Here is an 18,443-nt window from a genome sequence, read left to right on the forward strand (position 1 = left end):
TTTGTGCCAATCAAATTCTATGTGAATCCTTTAAAATCAATAACTTAGGTATATAAAGCCCTAGCATGGGGTGCTAGGGGTCGAGTGTTCGAATCACTCCGTCCCGACCATAATTCTCCAATAAAAACAGCCACTTGAGTGATCAGTGGCTGTTTTTGTTTTTGTGCTGCGCAAAATCACTCTGTGATCTTGGAGATATCAAGGTTCGGCGAAACCTTTGTCCAGGTGACATCATCTTTATCACGCAGATAGTTTTTAGTCATTTCTGCCGTGGCGTGACCAGCGATTTTCTGAGCATCCTCGCCTGAACGGGTATAGAGCTTTACAGACACAGCTCGAACTTCATGAAACCCAGGCAGTTCTTCTTTTGTCCACCCGGCATAGCAGCCAGCTGCTTCCCTTGCCTCTTGAAAGGCGCGGGTCAGATAGCGGCTCTCAACCTTTGACCAATGCTCTTTGTGTTCTGTCGCATGCTTGCGCTCAGGCTTGCGGTGGACTAGGAAAGGTGAATCCACCTCATCCTGGCATTGCTCAAGCACCTTGACTAGCTCTGGAGTTAGCTCGTACTGAATCCACGCAGCATTGGTTTTAGTCGATGTTTTTCTTGGATGACTGATAAGAACCCGTCTTTAATTTGAATCGCCCCTGGTTTCGTATACACCTCTAGGCCTCATAATACGGCCCATTAGGAGGTGTCATGAGCAACCCGCGTTATCCCGAAGAATTCAAAATCGAAGCAGTCAAACAGGTGACCGAGCGAGGTTTGCCGGTGGCTGAGGTAGCGGCTCGTTTGGGCATGTCGACACATAGCCTTTATGCCTGGGTGAAGCGCTACAGCAAGCCTCAAGAGCAGCGAGCGCAAGAAGACGGCCAGCATGCTGAATTGCGTCGTTTGCGCGCTGAACTCAAGCGTGTGACTGAAGAGCGAGACATACTAAAAAAGGCCGCCGCGTACTTTGCCAAGGAGTGCGGCTGAAGTACGCCTTCATCAGTCAGCTATCCGCAGACTATTCGGTTCGCCGTCTGTGCCTGACCCTTAAAGTACATGCCAGCGGTTACTACGCCTGGCTGGCTGAGCCGAAGTCGGCACGAGCTAAGGATGATCAGCGGCTGTTGGGTTTGATCAAGCACTCCTGGTTAGAGAGCGGTGGCGTCTATGGTTACCGCAAAATTCATGACGACCTGCGTGAGCTTGGAGAACAGTGCGGTAGAAATCGCGTTGCTCGATTAATGCGCCAGGAAGGACTGCGCTCGCAGAGGGGATATCGGCGGCGTCCAGAACGTTATGGCGGCAAGCCTCCAGCGGCCTCACCGAATCATCTTGAGTGTCGATTCAATGTCACCGAGCCCAACAAAGTCTGGGTTACGGACATTACCTACATCCGCACCTATGAGGGTTGGTTATTTTTGGCGGTGGTGCTCGATCTGTTTTCGCGGCAGGTAATCGGTTGGTCGATGAAGCCACAGATGACCAGCGATTTGGCTATTGATGCATTGATGATGGCGGTTTGGCGGCATAAGCCAAAACAGGAAGTGATGATTCACTCAGACCAAGGCAGTCAGTTCAGCAGCGGTGACTGGCAGAGCTTCCTGAAAGCCAACAACTTACTTGGCAGCATGAGTCGACGTGGCAACTGCCATGACAATGCGGTAGCGGAAAGCTTTTTTTTCAACTGCTGAAACGGGAGCGGATCAGGCGAAAGATCTACAGCACCAAGCAGGATGCCCGCGCGGATGTATTCGATTACATCGAGATGTTCTATAACCCAAAACGGCGGCATGGTTTCAACAATCAGCTGTTGCCGATAGAGTTTGAAAAGCGTTATTTCCAGAGCCTGGAAAGTGTCTAAGAAATCCGGGGCGATTCAGCTGCTCGATGTGGTTGTTATCAATAGGCACCGTGCCGTCATCCAGATAACGTGACAATGCCGGCCCGCGTTTCAGGCTGTAATCGAGAACCTTGGCGATGGCTACGCATTCGTGCACCAGCTCGCGCTGGACGATTCAGTGTTGCGACAACCGGTTGGGTTTACAACGCAACGGTTATACTCGAAAAACATGGACTGAATGTATGGCGTTGAATCTATGACCACCGACCGTTCCACAGCCGATACAAAAAAAGCGGTGCGACTTGAACAGATCAGAGTTGAACTCAATCAACGCTGGATTGAGCAGGAGCTCGAACGCGTTAACGAGGTTTTTCTCTCTGCACTCAAAGACGCCGTGGAATACTGCAAACAACTGCGTAGTGAACTCGCTAGCCAGCAACTGCTGGAGCAACAAACCCAAGCCAAACTGACCGTTGCAGACAAGTTACGTTTTAAGCTCGGTGTTCCTTTTTCGTCTGCAAGTATGTCGGCAGCAGCACAACAACTATCGACAATTAGTGAACGCATCGAGCAGCTGCAAAACGACATTCTGCTGAACAGTCCAGGCGCTAAAGCCTCCTCACCTGACACCCGTTCAAAGTTGCTCACAGCAATAGCGCAAAACGACAGAGCATTACGCCTAGCTAAAGCCAGTAACAACAGCACGCGATCCGCCTGGGTAGAGGAACAACTGCAAAACCAACTGATTGATGAGCGTGTCCAGTTAGACGCCCGGCGTAAACAGGTGACTCAAACCAAAGCCGACCGCAAGGCATTGCGTTCTAACGTTGAGCTGACAGTCACAGTCGAAGGCCAGCGCGGTATGTTGACGGGCGTGACCAGGGACATCTCCGATACAGGCGTGTTCGTTGAGTTAAAAGATGCCGACAAGACGTTCATCGAAGGTGAATTGATTACCGTGCAGGTCAAAGACCTACCTGCAGAATCGACGGCTGTTCGTGGGGTGGCGGTGCGCGTTGGCAGCAATGGTTTGGGCGTGCGCTTGAGCTCCGCTAAAAACGTCTTGCGTACGCAGATTGAAAACCAGGATCACTCGCAGTAAATCAGGCTTGGCCTGTAGGCCCGGCATCTGCCGTCAAGATCAGGCCGCTACTTACTGCAGTCGCAGATCCGTACCGTTAAGGCGCAAGAGATTGGTTTGCTCTACGCAGAGGCCATGCCGTTCCAGGCGGGGAGAATATTACGGGTGAGATCAGCTGCTGAGATGTCCTGATAAGCCGGGGCGATTCAGTTTCACAGTGCTGCCTAGTGAGTTGATACCGCCCGAGGCGGGCCTCAATGAGCAATCGTTGCGCAGAAGTTGTGTGTGTTGCCGTACCGACAACCCTCGCAGGCCCCGCTTAGGCTCATGCTTGATTAGCTACTGCGCAGAGCAGTCGACCGTTAAGGACCACTGCCATGAAAACAGTTATCACGCTCACACTTGCACTGCTGTCGCCCGTCAACGCCTGGGCGCAGCTCTCGAACAGCCCTATCCCCGAATTCACGGCGACCGCGCTGACTGGGGAAAAAGTCAGCGCCGCCCAGTTGATCGGTCAACCGACGATCCTGATCGTCACGCCAAGCACGGATGCCGCTAAGCACACCCGCCTGTGGGCCAAAGCGCTGCGCAAAAACATCGACCAGACCCAAGTGCGTATCAGAGACGTGCTGGCAATCGACCTGCCGTTCTTTATGAGCGAGGAAGACGCGATCGGCCGGGCTAAGGAAAAGATCCCGGCGCGCTACCAAGACCAGACGTGGATCTTGAGCGAGTCGAGCCTAGAAAGCGCTTTGAATATCCCGCGCGACAGTGCCAGGGCGTTTGTATTCGTGCTCGACGCGCAAGGCACGGTCATCGCCCGCGTCGAGGGCGCGCCGGATGAGGCCAAAATCCGCGAGGTGGAAATGGCAGTCGGCTCTACTCATTAGTGCGGCGCCTGCAGACCACACGCCATTCATGGAGACATCCCAATGCACATAGGCGAACTGCAAGACGTTTTATTGAACTGGCTTGCGCATGGCCTTAGCGGTTTCAGCGGTTGGCAGATCGTCATCTATACGCTGGTGGCAACGCACATCACGATCGCTGCGGTCACCCTCTTTCTGCACCGCAGCCAGGCGCATCGCTCGGTCGAACTGCGACCGCTGGCTGCACATTTTTTCAGGTGCTGGCTCTGGCTCACCACCGGTATCGTGACGCGCGAATGGGTGGCGGTGCATAGAAAGCACCACGCCGCCTGCGAAACGCCCGAAGACCCGCACAGCCCCCAAACCCGCGGCATCTCGGTCGTGTTGCTGCGCGGTCGCGAGCTGTATGTGGCCGCCGCGAAGGACCGCCAGATGCTCGACCAGTACGGAGCCGGCACGCCCAACGACTGGATCGAGCGAAAACTCTATACGCCGCACAGCTTGTACGGCGTCGGCCTGATGCTGGTGATCAATCTGCTTGCATTTGGGGCGATCGGCGCAACCGTCTGGGCGGTGCAGATGCTCTGGATCCCGATCACCGCCGCAGGGATCATCAACGGTATCGGCCACTGGTGGGGCTATCGCAACTTCGAGCTCACCGACGCCAGCCGCAATATCGTGCCGTGGGGCATCCTGATCGGCGGCGAGGAGTTGCACAACAACCATCACACCTATCCGACGTCGGCGAAGCTGTCGGTACGACGCTATGAGTTCGACCTCGGTTGGGCCTACATCCGCGGCCTCGAAATGCTCGGGCTGGCCACTGTACGCCGCGGCCCGCCGCAGTTGTTGCTCGGCTCGGCGCGGCCGGTGGCGGATGCAACCATGCTGAACGCGATCATCGCGAACCGCTACGAACTGATGGCGAATTATGCAAGGCGCATGCACCGCGCGGCCCTTGCCGAATGGTTGCGGTTGCGTGCGCAAGGCCACTCAGTCGAGCTTGCGAACTTGCGCCGCGCGCGGCGCTGGCTGCACCGGGACGTGCGCCATATGCCGACCGCCCGGCAGCGGCAGGCGTCGAGCGCGATTCAACAAAGCCAGGTACTAACCGAACTGGTCACGATGCGCGAACAACTGCGACCGCTGTGGGCACCCTCGGACGCATCCGGCGCACAACGTGTAGCCGACTTACAGGCTTGGCTGAAGACAGCCGAGGCCAGCGGTAGCAAGACACTACACGAGTTCGCGGCGATGCTGCGGGCGGTCCGCGCGTGAGATGCAGCGCCCACGCTGAAAGCAAGGCTTGGACCGATGTAGAGGGACGAAAAGCCAGCTTCGGTTCGAGAACTTACACCTTACAGAGGGCCTGTTCAGTGCCTGTTTGGGCGCTTAGTTCGAGGCTGACGAGTGGAAGTGAGGCGCCGTGAAAACGTTGCTGCAGAAGTACTGGTATCGACTTAGATCCAGTTTATGGTTCGTGCCAGCGACCATGGCGTTCCTGGCCGTGGCACTGGCCTTGTGCGCCATCGGTATCGACGAGACCGTTCCTAACGACTGGCTACGGCTATTGGGCTGGAGTTACTCGGGTGGTGCCGAGGGTGCCAGCATGCTACTGAGCACCGTGGCGGGGTCGATGATCGCCATCGCCGGGACGGTGTTCTCGATGACACTGGTGGCGCTGTCGCTCGCCTCGTCTCAGTTGGGCCCGCGCCTGCTGCGCAACTTCATGCGCGATACCGCCAACCAGGTGGTGCTGGGCACCTTCGTGGCCACGTTTTTGTACTGCCTGCTCGTGCTACGCACCATCCGGCGCGCTGACGAGGTGGCATTCGTGCCTCATCTCTCCGTTAGCATCGGCGTATTGCTGGCCATTGTCAGCGTTGGGGTGCTGATCTACTTCATCCACCACATCTCGGTCTCGATACAGGCGGATCAGGTCGTGGCTCGGGTCGGCCAGGAACTCGATGAGGGTATCAACAGGTTGTTTCCCGCTGACCTTGGCAACCCTGGAGCCGACGCCTCAAAAGCGCCAAGCGAGGTTAACCTGCCAGCGGAGTTCGAACGCCAGGCATGCCCTGTGGCTGCCCTTAAAGACGGCTATATCCAGATGATCGATGCTGACGCTCTAATGGCGTTAGCCTGCAAAGAAGATCTGCTGCTGCGGCTGGAGCGCCGGCCTGGTCACTACCTCGCCAAGGGCAGGACCATACTGATGGTCTGGCCTGGGGATCGAGTCACTGAAACCCTTGTGGACAAATTAAACGCCGCCTTCGTGCTGGGGAACCAGCGCAGCGCCGCCCAGGATGTCGAGTTCTCTCTTCAGCAGTTGGTCGAGATCGGCTTGCGGGCGTTGTCACCGGGTATCAACGACCCCTTCACGGCGGTCGCCTGCGTGGATCGGCTGGAATCGGCCCTGTGCCGCCTAGCCCAGCGCGACATGCCATCGCCCTATCGATTCGACAGTCACGGGCAGCTGCGGCTGGTCGCTACGGGGGCGACTTTTGCCGGCATTGTTGATACGGCTTTCAACCAGATCAGGCAAAGCGCTCGATCGAACCCGGCCGTGGCAATCCGCATGCTCGATGCCATCGCCCAGATCGCAGGTCACCTGAGCTCCCAGCAGCAGGCGAAATGCCTTCAGCGCCAGGCCGGCATGATCGTAAAAGGGGCGCGAGAAGCCGTGCCGGAAGCGGAAGATGTGCTCGCCGTTGAGGTGCGCTTCGCCGCGGCGACGCTTGCGCTGCGCAATGTTTGCCGCTGAGGCAACAATGTGTCTCACCGTTAACTGCTCACTGCGAGCCGGGCACGTGAATCGCCCCAGCATTCGTGGACGCCAGATGGCTGTTTCTGGCCTTTTGTGCCCTGTGATAAAGGGCTAAGCGACCGATCATCACCACTTTGGTGACTGCAGGTGGTGGCACGGTAGTTCGGCCTAGGTGCAGTGATTGGCATCATCTTGTGTGAGGCGTGTGCCAGCCCGAAGTACGGCGCCGGAGTTGCAGCCTGATCGCGGTCTCTAGGCTCGCGAATGGCGGCAACCTTTCGGACGGTTGCCGCCGAGGTGATTACTGGCGACGCATCAACAGTAGCGCGACGACGATTGCCAAAGCGGCTATCAAGGCAGCGATGATGCCGATCGATCCCAGGCCGTAGCGTTCAATGCCGATACCGCCAAGAATCGCGCCCAAACCGATGCCCGCGTTGGCGGCGGAAATGTTCATGGTTGCGGCCAAGGCTTGAGCCTGCTCCCCGGCCTGCATGACCCGCACTTGGCAGACCACGAACAGCGCCGTATAGCCAATCCCCCACGCCACCAGTGCAACCACCAGCCCAATGTGATGGGGGCCAGCGGAACAGCGGCGAGCATACCGGCGCCCGCCAGCACTAAAAACAGCACCATGGCGGCCAGTGGCCTGCGGTCGACCATGCTGCCAGCCAGGTGATTACCGAGCATGCCGACCGCGCCGAAGCCCATTAACCACCAGCCCACCTGGCCAGCCGGAATGTTGCCCAGGCGCTCAAGGATGTCGGCTAAATAGGTGTAAGCGGTGAACAACGCGGTGAAGGTCAGGATCGACAACAGCAAATGAGCCAGGAAGCGCGGTTGGCCTAATATCGCCGTTTGCTTGTTGTCAGGGTGCGAGCTGGCGGACACCGGCAGCTTAGGCATCACCACGTGCATCAGCACACCAATCAGCAGCGAGATCGCAGCGAGTATCCAGAAGCTGCCTCGCCAGCCGACCGAATCAGCGGCCAGGGTCCCGAGCGGTACGCCGAACACCAGGGCGGCGGTAATGCCCAGGTAGACGCGCCCGACAGCCTTGCCTGATTGACCCGGGCCCGCGAGTTGCCCGGCCGTCTCGCTGGCCGTACCCCAAAAAACGGGCAGCGCCAGAGCCGGGATGAAGCGCGCCAGGGCCAACACCCAGATGTTAGTGGCGACCGCCGCCAGCACGTTGGACGCGGCGAATACCATGAGGATCAATGTGAAGAGTTTCTTGCGCTCCACATGCGCCAGCTTAGCGGTGAGTAGCGGCCCGAACACCATTACGGTAAAGGCGAACAGAGTGACGACCTGGCCAGCCAAGGCGATAGAGATGTTCAGCTCTCGCGATAACGCAGGCAGTAGACCGACAATCAGAAATTCGGTGGTGACGATAATGAAGGCTGCGACTGCCATGATCAGGATCTGCAGCCCTGAGCGCGACGTTTCGGCAGGGGACAGCGTCGCGTCTGCGACAGATGAGGAATGCATGACACTTAACTCCAAATAGGTTTTCACATAGCCTATTGGAGAAATACTGTTTGATCTTGGTTGGTTTTTACCAAGTGATTGGAATTTAATTCATCAATTGGGGCTGCAATGTTTTCTTCTGAGCGCTTAAAAGGCATCGATGTTTTCGTCATCGTGGCCGATCTGGGCAGCTTTACCGCCGCGGCTGAGCGCTTGCACCTGACCAGCTCCGCGGTGAGCAAGAGCATTGGGCGCCTCGAGGCGCGCCTGGGCATCCGTTTGTTTCAGCGCACCACGCGTCGCGTGTCGCTCACCGAAGCAGGGGAGACCTTCTACCGCACCTGCACGACGGTGCTTGCCGATCTGGAAGAGGTTGAGGTCGCGCTGACCGCCACTCAGACCGAGCCGCACGGCAAGGTACGCATTGATTTACCGGCGTCATATGGGCGGCTGCATGTACTGCCGCTCATTCTTGATTTCGTCAAAGAGCACCCACGGTTATCGCCGCATGTGTCGTTTTCCGATCGTTACGTCGATCCGGTACACGAGGGTATCGATATCGTTGTCAGGATTGGCGGCTCGGGTGCATGGCCTGCCTCTCTTGGGCATCAGTTTTTCGGCACGCCTAAACTGATTTTCTGCGCCTCGCCGGATTACCTCCGCCGTTACGGGATGCCCCAATCAGAGTCGGACCTGGACGGACACCTGTGTGTGGGTTACGGACAAAACGATGGCATGGCGATCCCGTGGTATTTCAAAGGGCGTCAACCGGGTGATATGGAGCGCAGGATCATGCACCCGCATATCGCCGTCGGTGACGGTGAAGGGGAGGTGATGGCCGTGCTGGCCGGGTTGGGCATCGCCCAGCTGCCTACATGGCTGGTTCAGGCGCATTTGAACGATGGCAGCTTGATAGAAGTTCTGCCACACCTGTCCACTGAAGGGCAGCCCATGAATCTGGTATGGCTCAAGAGCCGCGAGGCGATGCCCAAGGTCAGTGCTTTGATCGCCTACCTTGGGGCGAATCTCACCCCTGCGGGGCGCCGCTGGCCGGCCGCGTGAGTAGAAGAATGACGTTATTCATTGGTGTGAATCTACCCATGCGCAGCCGTTAGTGGTTAGAAAACACCACCCGCACATCCCGCGAACCTAGCGCCTGAGACAGGCCAGCGGGGTCGTCCACACGACCGAGCCGCGTATAGGCGTACGACGAGTTAAAGCGCAGGTAGAAAACCACCAGCGTGTCGGCGCCATACAACATGAGGTCGCCATTGTGCAGCGTTCCCGCAATGCTGGCATCAGTGGGCAGCGCCTGAGGAAGGCTGGCGAATTTCTCATTGCGGTTGAGATCGCTCATCTCCAACGTCAGCGGTAGCAGCGCCGCAAATGCACGGGCGCTCGCAGAGTCGGTCAGCGTGATGGCGAACCGATGCTCGCCGACGTTCATAAACATGCGGGGTTTCTCCGGTATCAACGCCGCCGATGCGGCATTTAGCGCAGCTGTTTCAAGTGAGCCAGATGCAGGGTGTGAGTGGGCTTCGCAACCGCCGAGTAACAGCATGGCATACAGTAATCCCCGCCAGCGCAGGCCCCTCAGGGCTGAGAATCGGCGCTGGCCAATTACCGACGCGAATGGGCGCAGATCTCGAAGCAGGGCGCTGCAGCCGATCAGGGTCATGACGCGTCTCCGTTCTCGCGCGCGGCTCAGGCCGCTCGAGGCATTGCGGCGCGTGAGGTTAAAAAAGTAAGCAGCGCTGCAAGCACAAGCACGGCGGCGCTCGCCAGGAATGTGCTCTGGTAGCCGCGATTGTCGAACAGTAAACCGCCAACGGTAGAGCCCAGCGCGATGGCCAACTGAATCACGGCCACCATCAGGCCGCCGCCGGCCTCAGCATTTTTAGGCAGGGCTTGGGCAATCCAGCTCCACCAGCCAACGGGCGCAGCGGTAGCCACCAGCCCCCATAGACCGAGCAGCACCGCAACGGCTAAGACCGAGCTGCCGAAGGGGATCAGCGCCAAGGCGATCCCGGCCATCAGTAAGGGAATGGTGACGAGTGTTCGAAACAGCCCGCGCCGCAACAACGCACCGATAATCAGGGTGCCGATGAAGCCTGCCGCGCCAATCACCAGCAAGATCAGCGACAGCGTGGTTACGTCAACCTGTGTCACGGTTTCGAGGTACGGCCGCAGGTACGTGAACAGCGTGAACTGCCCCATGAAGAAGGCGGCGCATCCGGCCATGCCCAGTGCCACGGCACGGTGCTTTAACAGCGTGAAGACATTTGCAGCGCCCGGTGTGCGCTCACCCGCCTGCATGCTTGGCAGGCTGATCCATAGCCATATAAAGGCAATCGCCGCGACCGGTACCAGGCAGAAAAAGGCGCCGCGCCAGCCCATGAGCCCCCCAAATAGCTGCCCAGTGGTGCGGCAATTACCGTCGCCAATGCGTTACCGCCGTTGAAGATGGCCAAGGCTTTGGGCACTTGGTTGGCAGGCACCAGACGCATGGCCGTTGCAACGGACATGGACCAAAAACCACCGATGACCACGCCGATGAGTGCGCGGCCGACCATGTAGGTCAGGTAGTTTGGCGCCATCGCGACCACAGCGCCGGATAGCGCCATCAAACCGGTCAGCGCCAGCAACAGCTTCTTGCGGTTGAGGGCGCCAGCCAGCTTCGCAATCGACAAGCTGGTCAGTACCGCGAAGGCTCCGGAAATGGCGATGCCTTGGCCTACGAGCCCTTCGCTGACATGCAGATCAACAGCTATCGGTGTCAGCAGGCTGACGGGCATGAATTCCGATGCGATCAGCGCGAAAACGCAAAGCGTCATGGCAAAGACCCCGCTCCAGCAAGCGGGTTGCTCATGTGCCTCAGCGAGTGGAAAAACAGCGGCCATCGAGCCTCACCTTGATTCAAATTTATGCCGCGAATGGTGAGGCAAGCCATTTGTGCTGACTAGCTAATCAATGCTTAATAAGGCTATAAGTTGAGCTAATTAATAAGCTGCAAGGCGTCGGTATATGGTCAGAAGAAACCTCAACGATCTGCAGTCCTTCGTGACCGTGGCGCGTGAAGGCAGTTTTACCCGCGCCGCCTCGATCTTGGGCATCAGCCAATCGGCGTTAAGCCAGGCCATCAGCGGCCTGGAAGCCCGCCTGCAGATCAGGTTGCTGACACGCACCACGCGCAGCGTCTCGCCGACGATCGCGGGCGAGCGGCTGCTGCAGGCCATCGGCCATCGCTTTGATGAAATTGAAGCGGAACTGGATGAGCTGACGCAATTGCGCGACAAGCCGGCGGGGACTGTACGCATCACCTGCGGCGATCACGTGCTGCGCAAAACCCTGATGCCCAAGCTCACGCCTTTGTTGCGCGAATACCCGGACATCGAAATCGAGTTCGACGTCAATTACGGCTTCCGGGATATCGTGGCGGATCGCTTTGATGCAGGCGTGCGGTTGGGCGACACCATCGACAAAGACATGATCGCAGTGCCCATAGGCCCGCCCTTACGGATGGCGGCCGTCGCCACGCCGGCTTACTTTGCCTCCCGCACCATTCCCAAAAAGCCGCACGACTTAATGGACCATTGCTGTATCAACCAGCGCATGCAGACATCCGGCGGGCTATACGTGTGGGACTTTGAGCGCCGCGGCAAGCAGGTGAACGTTCGCGTAACCGGACAGCTCACCTTCAATACCTCGGTGCACATAGTGGATGCGGCATTGGCAGGGCTGGGCGTTGCCTATTTACCCGAGGAGGAGTTTGAACCCCATCTTCAGGAAGGCAGGCTGATGCGCGTATTAGAAGACTGGTGCCCTCCGTTCGCCGGCTACTACTTGTATTACCCCAGCAGGCGGCAACCCTCGCCCGCATTTTCGCTGGTATCCAGTGCACTGCGTGAAGGGCGCTAGGGGCCGCGCTTAGCGGCCCCAGGTAAAGGCAGACTTAATCGGTGGGGCTTGCTGTCGGGCGCTAGGGGCGTCTTGTGGGCAATGTGCTCACGCGTCCTGCTTGCCCCAGTTGAGAATGACCAGGGTCAGCAAGCCGGCGACGATGCCCCAGAAGGCCGAACCCACTGAAAACAACGTCATGCCCGAGGCCGTCACCAAAAAGGTGATCAGCGCCGCTTCGCGTTCTTTCGGCTCGCTCATGGCTTGGGTCAAACCGCCGATGATCGAGGCGAACAGCGCCAGCGCGGCGATGGACAGGATCAGGGCTTTCGGCAGGGCGCTAAATAGTGCGGCGAGGGTGGCGCCGAAGATCCCGGCGATGCCGTAGAACACCCCGCACCAGATGGCGGCGGTGTAGCGTTTTTTCGGGTCTTCGTGGGCTTCCGGGCCGGCGCAGATGGCCGCGCTAATGGCGGCCATGTGGATGCCGTGGCTACCGAATGGGGCCAGCAGCATTGACGTCAGCCCGGTGGTGGTCAGCAATGGGCTGGCCGGTACGTCATAGCCATTGGCGCGCAGCACGGCCATGCCCGGCAGGTTCTGCGAGGCCATGGCAACGATAAACAGCGGAATACCGATACTGATGGCCGCAGCCAGGGAGAAGCGTGGCGTGGTCCATTCCGGTACGGCCAACTGTAACTCGAACTGTTCGAAATTCAGCAAGCCCAAGACCCCCGCCAACACGCTGCCTACAATCAGCGCGGCGAGTACCGCATAACGCGGCAGCAGGCGTTTGCCCAGCAGGTAGGCGAGCAGCATGGCCACCACCAGCACCGGTTGTTGTTCGGCGGCCACGCAGATTTCCAGGCCGATTTTGAACAGCACCCCGGCCAGCAGGGCGGCCGCCAGGGAACCGGGAATGCGCCGCATGATGCGGTCGAAGGTGCCCGTCAGGCCGATCAGCACGATCAACCCAGAGGCCAGGATGTAGGCACCAATGGCTTCGCCATACGGCACACCCGGCAGGCTGGTGATCAGCAAGGCGGCCCCCGGCGTAGACCAGGCAATCATGATCGGCGCGCGGTAGCGCAGCGACAGGCCAATGCAGCAGATCGCCATGCCAATCGACAGCGACCAGATCCATGAGGAGATCTGGCCATCCGTCAGCCCGGCGGCTTGGCCGGCCTGGAACATCAGCACGAGTGAGCTGGTGTAACCGGTGAGCATGGCAATAAAACCGGCGACGACTGCCGAGGTGGACGTGTCGGCCAGCGGCCGGAGGCGGGGTTGCGGCAGGTCGTGCATCAGAGCAGTCCGGTGTCAGCGAAGATGGGATAAAGCGACGCCACCAACAGCAGCGCCATACCGATATTAAATAGGCGTAACCGCCGCGCATCCTGCAGCCAGTTGCGCAACAAGCTGCCGAGAACAGTCCAGACGCTCATGGTCGGGCTATTGACCACCGCAAAAAGTGCTGAAATCAGCAGCACATTGGTCACGAAATTTTCCTGCGGGGTGTAGGTGGTGATCGCCCCGATCGCCATAATCCAGGCCTTGGGGTTGACCCACTGAAAGGCGGCGGCCTGGAGAAAACTGAAGGGTTTGCCGCTGGCCGAGGCTTGACTGTTCGGCGCGCCGGCATTGGCGATTTTCCAGGCTAGATAAAGCAGGTACGCCGCGCCGACATAACGCAGCACGCTGTACAGCACGGGTACTTGCTCGAATAACTGACCGAGCCCTAGCCCGACCGATAGCACCAGCAGCATCAGGCCCAGGCTAATGCCCAGCATGTGCGGCAGGGTGCGTCGCAGGCCGAAATTAGCCCCAGAGGCAAGCAGCATGGTGTTGTTGGGCCCAGGTGTCACGGACGTGACAAAGGCAAACGCAACAAAGGCAATCAACAGTTCGAGGGTCATGGCGCAGCACTCATAGGCAGTGCTTAACAGCCTAGGGACACAGAGGCAGAGCGTCGCGGTACAGCGATGCAGGCAATGAGCGGTACAGTTTTGCTGCGCTTATCTGTGGCGACGGTACAGTTAGTGGGTTACTCAGCAGCAGCTAACTGCTGCGCTATTGCACGCCGCCTATTACCGACTGTTGCCCAGCGTTTGGTTTACCTGCAACCAACCACTGACGGCCGTCTCACCCGCCTCATTCAGCACGCGCTGTAGCAGCTTGGTTTGCTCGCGGCGCAGGGCTTTTTCCAGCTTGGTGCCTTCGGCGGTAAAGCCGAGCAGACGTTTGCGTTTGTCATCCGCGGCCGTAAGGCTCTGCACTAAGCCCATTTCCAGTAACTGACGCAGCGGGTATTCAAGGCCTGCTTGCTGACGCCCAGATAAGCCAGCAGTTCTTTCATGCTCAAGCCTGGGTACTTGGCGATAAAAAACAGGATGCGGTGATGCACCCGCGACAAGCCGCGGCGCGCCAGCATTTCATCGGCTTTGGCGGTAAATGCCTGATAACCGGAGAAAAAGGCTTCCATAGCAATTTGCTGAGTGGCTGTGCTTTTGAAGTCAATCATTAAGGTCAAGCCTATTGACGTATATGCGGTGGTCGGCGTAATTTCAGTCAAACAGTTTGACCTATTTTTATTTGCCTTTGCTACCGGTGTATCCATGGCCTTCTCCGAACGTGTTGCCCGCCTGAAAAGCTCCCTTATTCGTGAAATTCTGGCGGCGGCGCAGCGCCCGGAAGTGATGTCGTTTGCCGGCGGCTTGCCCGCCGAGCCGATGCTGCCGAAGGTCGAGTGGGACGCGATGCCAGCAAGCATGGGCCAGTACGGCACCAGTGAAGGCGAGCCGGCGTTGCGTGAGGCGATTGCCGCCGAGGCGCGTGCCCTAGGCGTACCTTGCGATGCCAGCCAGGTGTTAATTGTCAGCGGCTCGCAGCAAACGCTGGATTTGGCCAGCAAGCTGTTTATCGATCCGGGTACCGAAGTGCTGCTTGAAGCGCCGACCTACCTCGCCGCGCTGCAAGCCTTCCAGCTGTTCGGTGCTGACTGCATCGCCGTGCCGCAGGAGTCCGATGGCCCGCAGCTGGAGGCGTTGCGTCAGCGGTTGCAGGATCACAAGCCTGCGTTTGCCTATCTGATCCCAACCTTCCAGAACCCTCGGCCGTGCGCTACAGCGAAGCCAAGCGCGATGCCGTCGCCGCCTTGCTCGACGAGTTTGGCGTGCCCTTGATTGAAGATGAGCCGTACCGCGAGCTGGTGTTCGATGACGGCAGCGCCACGCCGATTGTCAGCCGCCTAAAGAAGGCCAGCTGGATCTACACCGGCACCGTGTCGAAAACCCTGCTGCCGGGGCTGCGCATCGGCTATCTGATCGCCACGCCGGATCTGTACCCCTATTTGCTGCGCCTCAAGCAGTCGGCGGATCTGCACACCAACCGCATCGGCCAGTGGCAGGCGCTGCAATGGCTGGGCAGCGAGAAATACCGTGGCCATTTGGCCGAACTGCGCGATTTTTATCGTCTCCGTCGTGATGCCATGCAGGCCGTTCTGCAAGAGCATTTCACTGACTTGGCCGACTGGCAGATCCCCCAGGGTGGGCTGTTTTTCTGGCTAACCCTCAAGCAGCCGCTGGACACGCGCACGCTGCTGGCCCCTGCATTGGCGCAAAACGTGGCGTTTATGCCGGGCGAACCCTTCTTTATCGATCCCGACGCTCACCCTGGCCATCTGCGACTGAACTTCAGCCACGTGGCACCGGAGCGCCTGAGTGAAGGTCTCAAACGCTTGGCCGCCGTGATCCGTGAGGCGCAAGCACGCTAGCTGAACAGGTTTAGTCAGAGGAGGGTGATATGTACAAGGTTTACGGCGATTACCGTTCAGGCAACTGTTACAAGGTCAAACTGATGCTGCACCTGCTGGATCAGCCCTATGAGTGGATACCGATTGATATCCTCAAGGGCGAAACCCAGAGCGAAGCGTTTTTGGCCAAGAACCCCAACGGCAAGATCCCGGTGCTGGAGTTGGATGACGGCACCTGTTTGTGGGAGTCCAACGCCATTCTCAACTTCCTCGCCGACGGCAGCTCGTTTTTGCCAACCGAGCCGCGTCTGCGCACTCAGGTGCTGCAGTGGCAGTTTTTCGAGCAGTACAGTCATGAGCCCAACGTGGCGGTGGCGCGCTTTATCCAGCTGTATCAGGGGCTGCCGCTCGCACGCCGCGCGGAATACGAAGCGTGTCAGGCGCTAGGTTACAAGGCGCTCAAGGTGATGGAGAAGCAGCTGCAGCGCACCTCCTATCTGGTTGGCGAGGATTTCTCGATTGCCGACATCGCCCTGTATGCCTATACCCATGTGGCCGAGGAGGGCGGCTTTGACCTGACGCCATTCCCCGCCATTCGTACGTGGCTGGCGCGGGTGGCCAGCCATCCGCGTTATGTCGGCATGCTCGATTGACTATCTGGCGGTGTTAGTTGGCGAATACGGGCTGTGCCCGTGCGCTGACTAGCATCGCCAGCTCGGCGTAAAAAACACTTATCATTCAACGATCTATCTACATGACTGGGTCGCGGATGCCATCTGCTGTTCAGCGCTACACGCGGCGCATCGCCGCTGCCCTGGCGCGCTACTTCCCCCACACCACGGCGTACCTGCGTGCTGACCGCGAAGCCACGGCTGCATTGAAGAAGCCCGCCGTGCGCGGCAAACAACCTGCCGCGGCTAAAGCCAAATCGCGTACCGCAACGCCGCCGGCTAAACCGCGCCGCGCGGCCAGCAAAACCAGCACAACAGGTATTTATGGGCCCGCCATGTTGCCGGTCGATGCCGCGCAGAGCCTGGCGATGCGTGAGCAGGTGGCGCGCGCAGTGCAGGCCGGGCTGCTCAGTGCGCCTTCGGATGAGCAGTGGGCGATGATCCTCAGCCATCATCCGCTAACGCGCATCTTCGCCGGTGCCGGGTCGGGCAAGTCCACCACGCTGGTGCTACGGGTGGTGTTTATGTGCTGTCATCTGGGCATCAAGCCTGAGCAACTGACGGTGATCTCCTTCACCAATGCGTCTTGCGCCGAGTTGCGCGAACAGCTGCTCAAGGTGCTGGGGTTTTTCAACTACCCCTTCGATGAGGCCCAGGCGCGGCAGTGTGTGCGCACCTTCCACTCGGCCATGGGTGCCATGGCTAAAGGCTTGCTCGGCAACCCGCGTTGGTTTGAGCAGTTAGACGATAAACAGGCGGCCGGCCGTGAGCTGGATAACCCGCTGATGGCGAGCCGTTTACGGCCTGCGCAGCAGCGCCTGCTGAAACAGGCCTATCAACAGTGTTATGCCGAACAACAGGTGTTTCGCCAGCGGGTGCACAGCCTGTTGCAGTTACCCCTGCCGCCGGCAGAGGGCAAACGCCCGCCCAAGGCGCCGCTGGATGCCTTCACGCTGCAGGGCGAGTTCAGCGCCGCGCCGCTGTATGAGGCCTTCTACGCCCAGGCTGGATTTGCCGAGAGCATCGCTATTGAGGTCGCCGCTTTGCAGCCACAGGGGCTAAATGGCTCGGCCCAGGTGCGCGAGTTTTGTGAGGCCTTGGCGCTGTTTTGGCCGTACTTCGACCGGAGCCTGCAAGAGCAGGGGCTGATGACCTTCAATACGGCATTCAAGCAATTGACTGCGCGGCTGAACGCTTGCGGGCAGGGCGTCTCCGCCGAGTTGCTGGCCCCCTTTAGTCACTTGCTAATCGATGAATATCAGGACATCTCGCCGCAGATCGTGCAGTGGCTGCAAGCCGTGCAGCGCGCTCAAACTGGGCAGGGCAGCACCGTCAGCTTGATGGCGATTGGTGATGACTGGCAGTCGATCTACGGTTGGCGCGGCAGTTCGCCGGAGCTGTTTATCGACTTCGACCGGCACTTTCCAGGTAAGGGCCGCGCCAAACACAGCGCCGTGCTGACGCTGGCCAATAACTACCGTTCGGTTGAACCGATTATCCGTGACGCCGAAGCGCTGCTTGGCGGCGTGCGGCACAAACAGGCGAAAACCAGCCAGGCGATCAAGCCTGTGCAGCCGGGTGATCACGGTGTGCGACTGATTCAGCGTTTCGACAGCAAGGCGCGTTTGCCGGAGTTGCTCAAACAGATTCAGGAGCAGTGTGCCTATGCCGCTGAGCGCAACAGTCGTGAGCGCAATGCGGTGTTGCTGCTCAGCCGGCGCAACGAGCCGCTGCAAGCCATCACCGCGCAGCTGGACAAAAAGTTGCCGGTCAAGGCTTACACCATTCACCGCGCCAAGGGCCTGCAGGCCGAGGTGGCCATCATCCTCGACGACTGCATGCCGCCCACGCCGCATCCACTGCGCAATGCGCTGTATGCCTATTGCGGGTTCTTCAGCAACAGCTACGACCAGGCAATGCAGGACGAAAGCCTGCGCCTGGCCTATGTAGCGGTCACGCGCGGCGTCAGCCGGGTGTTCTGGTATTGCCAGAAAACCCAGGGCGCGACGCAAGTCTTGGCACGGCGGGGCTGATCGCGATCCTTAACTGCCGCTGGCCCTTAAGGATCGAGAGGCGCAAGCGAGGCTGGTTAGCAGAGGGCTGGTGAA

12 protein-coding genes and 6 pseudogenes are annotated in these 18,443 nt (G+C 59.0%); 10 read left to right on the top strand and 8 right to left on the bottom strand.

The annotated features are described in order from the left end of the window. Positions 1–176: 176 nt before the first annotated feature. Complete coding sequence (locus ACEPAJ_RS09590) at positions 177–539, bottom strand: hypothetical protein (RefSeq protein WP_425914653.1); 363 nt, start codon at positions 537–539, stop codon at positions 177–179. Between the two features lie 158 nt (positions 540–697). Between ACEPAJ_RS09590 and ACEPAJ_RS09595 the strand changes: the two are divergent. Continuing rightward, positions 698–1,850, top strand: a pseudogene (locus ACEPAJ_RS09595) (IS3 family transposase). Positions 1,851–1,857: 7 nt separating this feature from the next. Here ACEPAJ_RS09595 and ACEPAJ_RS09600 read toward each other — a convergent pair. After that, positions 1,858–2,004: pseudogene (locus ACEPAJ_RS09600) on the bottom strand (IS66 family transposase); the annotation flags it as partial. 81 nt (positions 2,005–2,085) lie between these two features. Between ACEPAJ_RS09600 and ACEPAJ_RS09605 the strand changes: the two are divergent. From ACEPAJ_RS09605 to ACEPAJ_RS09620, 4 genes are all read left to right on the top strand, one after another. Beyond that, positions 2,086–2,931, top strand: coding sequence for a PilZ domain-containing protein (locus ACEPAJ_RS09605; protein WP_425914654.1), 846 nt, complete (start codon positions 2,086–2,088; stop codon positions 2,929–2,931). A 356-nt stretch (positions 2,932–3,287) separates the two neighbouring features. Further along, complete coding sequence (locus ACEPAJ_RS09610; protein WP_425914655.1) at positions 3,288–3,800, top strand: TlpA family protein disulfide reductase; 513 nt, start codon at positions 3,288–3,290, stop codon at positions 3,798–3,800. A 42-nt stretch (positions 3,801–3,842) separates the two neighbouring features. Continuing rightward, the gene (locus ACEPAJ_RS09615) at positions 3,843–5,057 is read left to right on the top strand and encodes a DesA family fatty acid desaturase (RefSeq protein WP_425914656.1); all 1,215 of its coding nucleotides are present in this window, start codon (positions 3,843–3,845) and stop codon (positions 5,055–5,057) included. Between the two features lie 148 nt (positions 5,058–5,205). Next, positions 5,206–6,543 carry a DUF2254 domain-containing protein gene (locus ACEPAJ_RS09620; RefSeq protein ID WP_425914657.1) on the top strand — a complete coding sequence of 446 codons (1,338 nt, stop codon included), beginning with the start codon at positions 5,206–5,208 and terminating at the stop codon, positions 6,541–6,543. Between the two features lie 304 nt (positions 6,544–6,847). Here the strand turns inward: ACEPAJ_RS09620 and ACEPAJ_RS09625 are convergent. Further along, positions 6,848–8,037 (bottom strand): annotated as a pseudogene (locus ACEPAJ_RS09625) (MFS transporter). Between the two features lie 108 nt (positions 8,038–8,145). Here ACEPAJ_RS09625 and ACEPAJ_RS09630 point away from each other — a divergent pair. Continuing rightward, positions 8,146–9,078, top strand: a complete 933-nt coding sequence (locus tag ACEPAJ_RS09630; protein WP_425914658.1) for a LysR family transcriptional regulator — start codon at positions 8,146–8,148, stop codon at positions 9,076–9,078. Positions 9,079–9,127: 49 nt separating this feature from the next. Here ACEPAJ_RS09630 and ACEPAJ_RS09635 read toward each other — a convergent pair whose 3' ends face one another. Next, on the bottom strand, positions 9,128–9,694 hold the full coding sequence (locus tag ACEPAJ_RS09635; RefSeq protein ID WP_425914659.1) for a cyclophilin-like fold protein: 567 nt from the start codon (positions 9,692–9,694) through the stop codon (positions 9,128–9,130). A gap of 26 nt (positions 9,695–9,720) precedes the next feature. After that, positions 9,721–10,916: pseudogene (locus ACEPAJ_RS09640) on the bottom strand (MFS transporter). A gap of 124 nt (positions 10,917–11,040) precedes the next feature. On the opposite strand from ACEPAJ_RS09640, the gene ACEPAJ_RS09645 reads away from it, so the two are divergent. Continuing rightward, positions 11,041–11,934, top strand: a complete 894-nt coding sequence (locus ACEPAJ_RS09645) for a LysR family transcriptional regulator (RefSeq protein ID WP_425914660.1) — start codon at positions 11,041–11,043, stop codon at positions 11,932–11,934. Positions 11,935–12,021: 87 nt separating this feature from the next. Here the strand turns inward: ACEPAJ_RS09645 and ACEPAJ_RS09650 are convergent, their stop codons facing one another. The 3 genes and pseudogenes from ACEPAJ_RS09650 to ACEPAJ_RS09660 form a co-directional block, all read right to left on the bottom strand. After that, a complete protein-coding gene (locus ACEPAJ_RS09650; protein WP_425914661.1) occupies positions 12,022–13,218 on the bottom strand; it encodes a benzoate/H(+) symporter BenE family transporter in 1,197 nt (398 codons plus the stop codon). After that, positions 13,218–13,829, bottom strand: a complete 612-nt coding sequence (locus tag ACEPAJ_RS09655; protein WP_425914662.1) for a LysE family translocator — start codon at positions 13,827–13,829, stop codon at positions 13,218–13,220. The genes ACEPAJ_RS09650 and ACEPAJ_RS09655 overlap by 1 nt, the downstream gene beginning before the upstream one ends. A gap of 171 nt (positions 13,830–14,000) precedes the next feature. Further along, a pseudogene (locus tag ACEPAJ_RS09660) lies at positions 14,001–14,434 on the bottom strand (MarR family winged helix-turn-helix transcriptional regulator). A 94-nt stretch (positions 14,435–14,528) separates the two neighbouring features. On the opposite strand from ACEPAJ_RS09660, the pseudogene ACEPAJ_RS09665 reads away from it, so the two are divergent. The 3 genes and pseudogenes from ACEPAJ_RS09665 (at position 14,529) to ACEPAJ_RS09675 (ending at position 18,368) form a co-directional block, all read left to right on the top strand. Continuing rightward, positions 14,529–15,685: pseudogene (locus tag ACEPAJ_RS09665) on the top strand (PLP-dependent aminotransferase family protein). 29 nt (positions 15,686–15,714) lie between these two features. Further along, on the top strand, positions 15,715–16,317 hold the full coding sequence (locus tag ACEPAJ_RS09670; RefSeq protein ID WP_425914663.1) for a glutathione S-transferase family protein: 603 nt from the start codon (positions 15,715–15,717) through the stop codon (positions 16,315–16,317). Between the two features lie 116 nt (positions 16,318–16,433). Beyond that, on the top strand, positions 16,434–18,368 hold the full coding sequence (locus ACEPAJ_RS09675) for a UvrD-helicase domain-containing protein (protein ID WP_425914664.1): 1,935 nt from the start codon (positions 16,434–16,436) through the stop codon (positions 18,366–18,368). Positions 18,369–18,443 lie beyond the last annotated feature (75 nt).

The sequence above is a fragment of the Pseudomonas sp. GWSMS-1 genome (genome assembly GCF_049847425.1).
In the GTDB taxonomy this organism is placed as follows: Bacteria; Pseudomonadota; Gammaproteobacteria; order Pseudomonadales; family Pseudomonadaceae; genus Aquipseudomonas.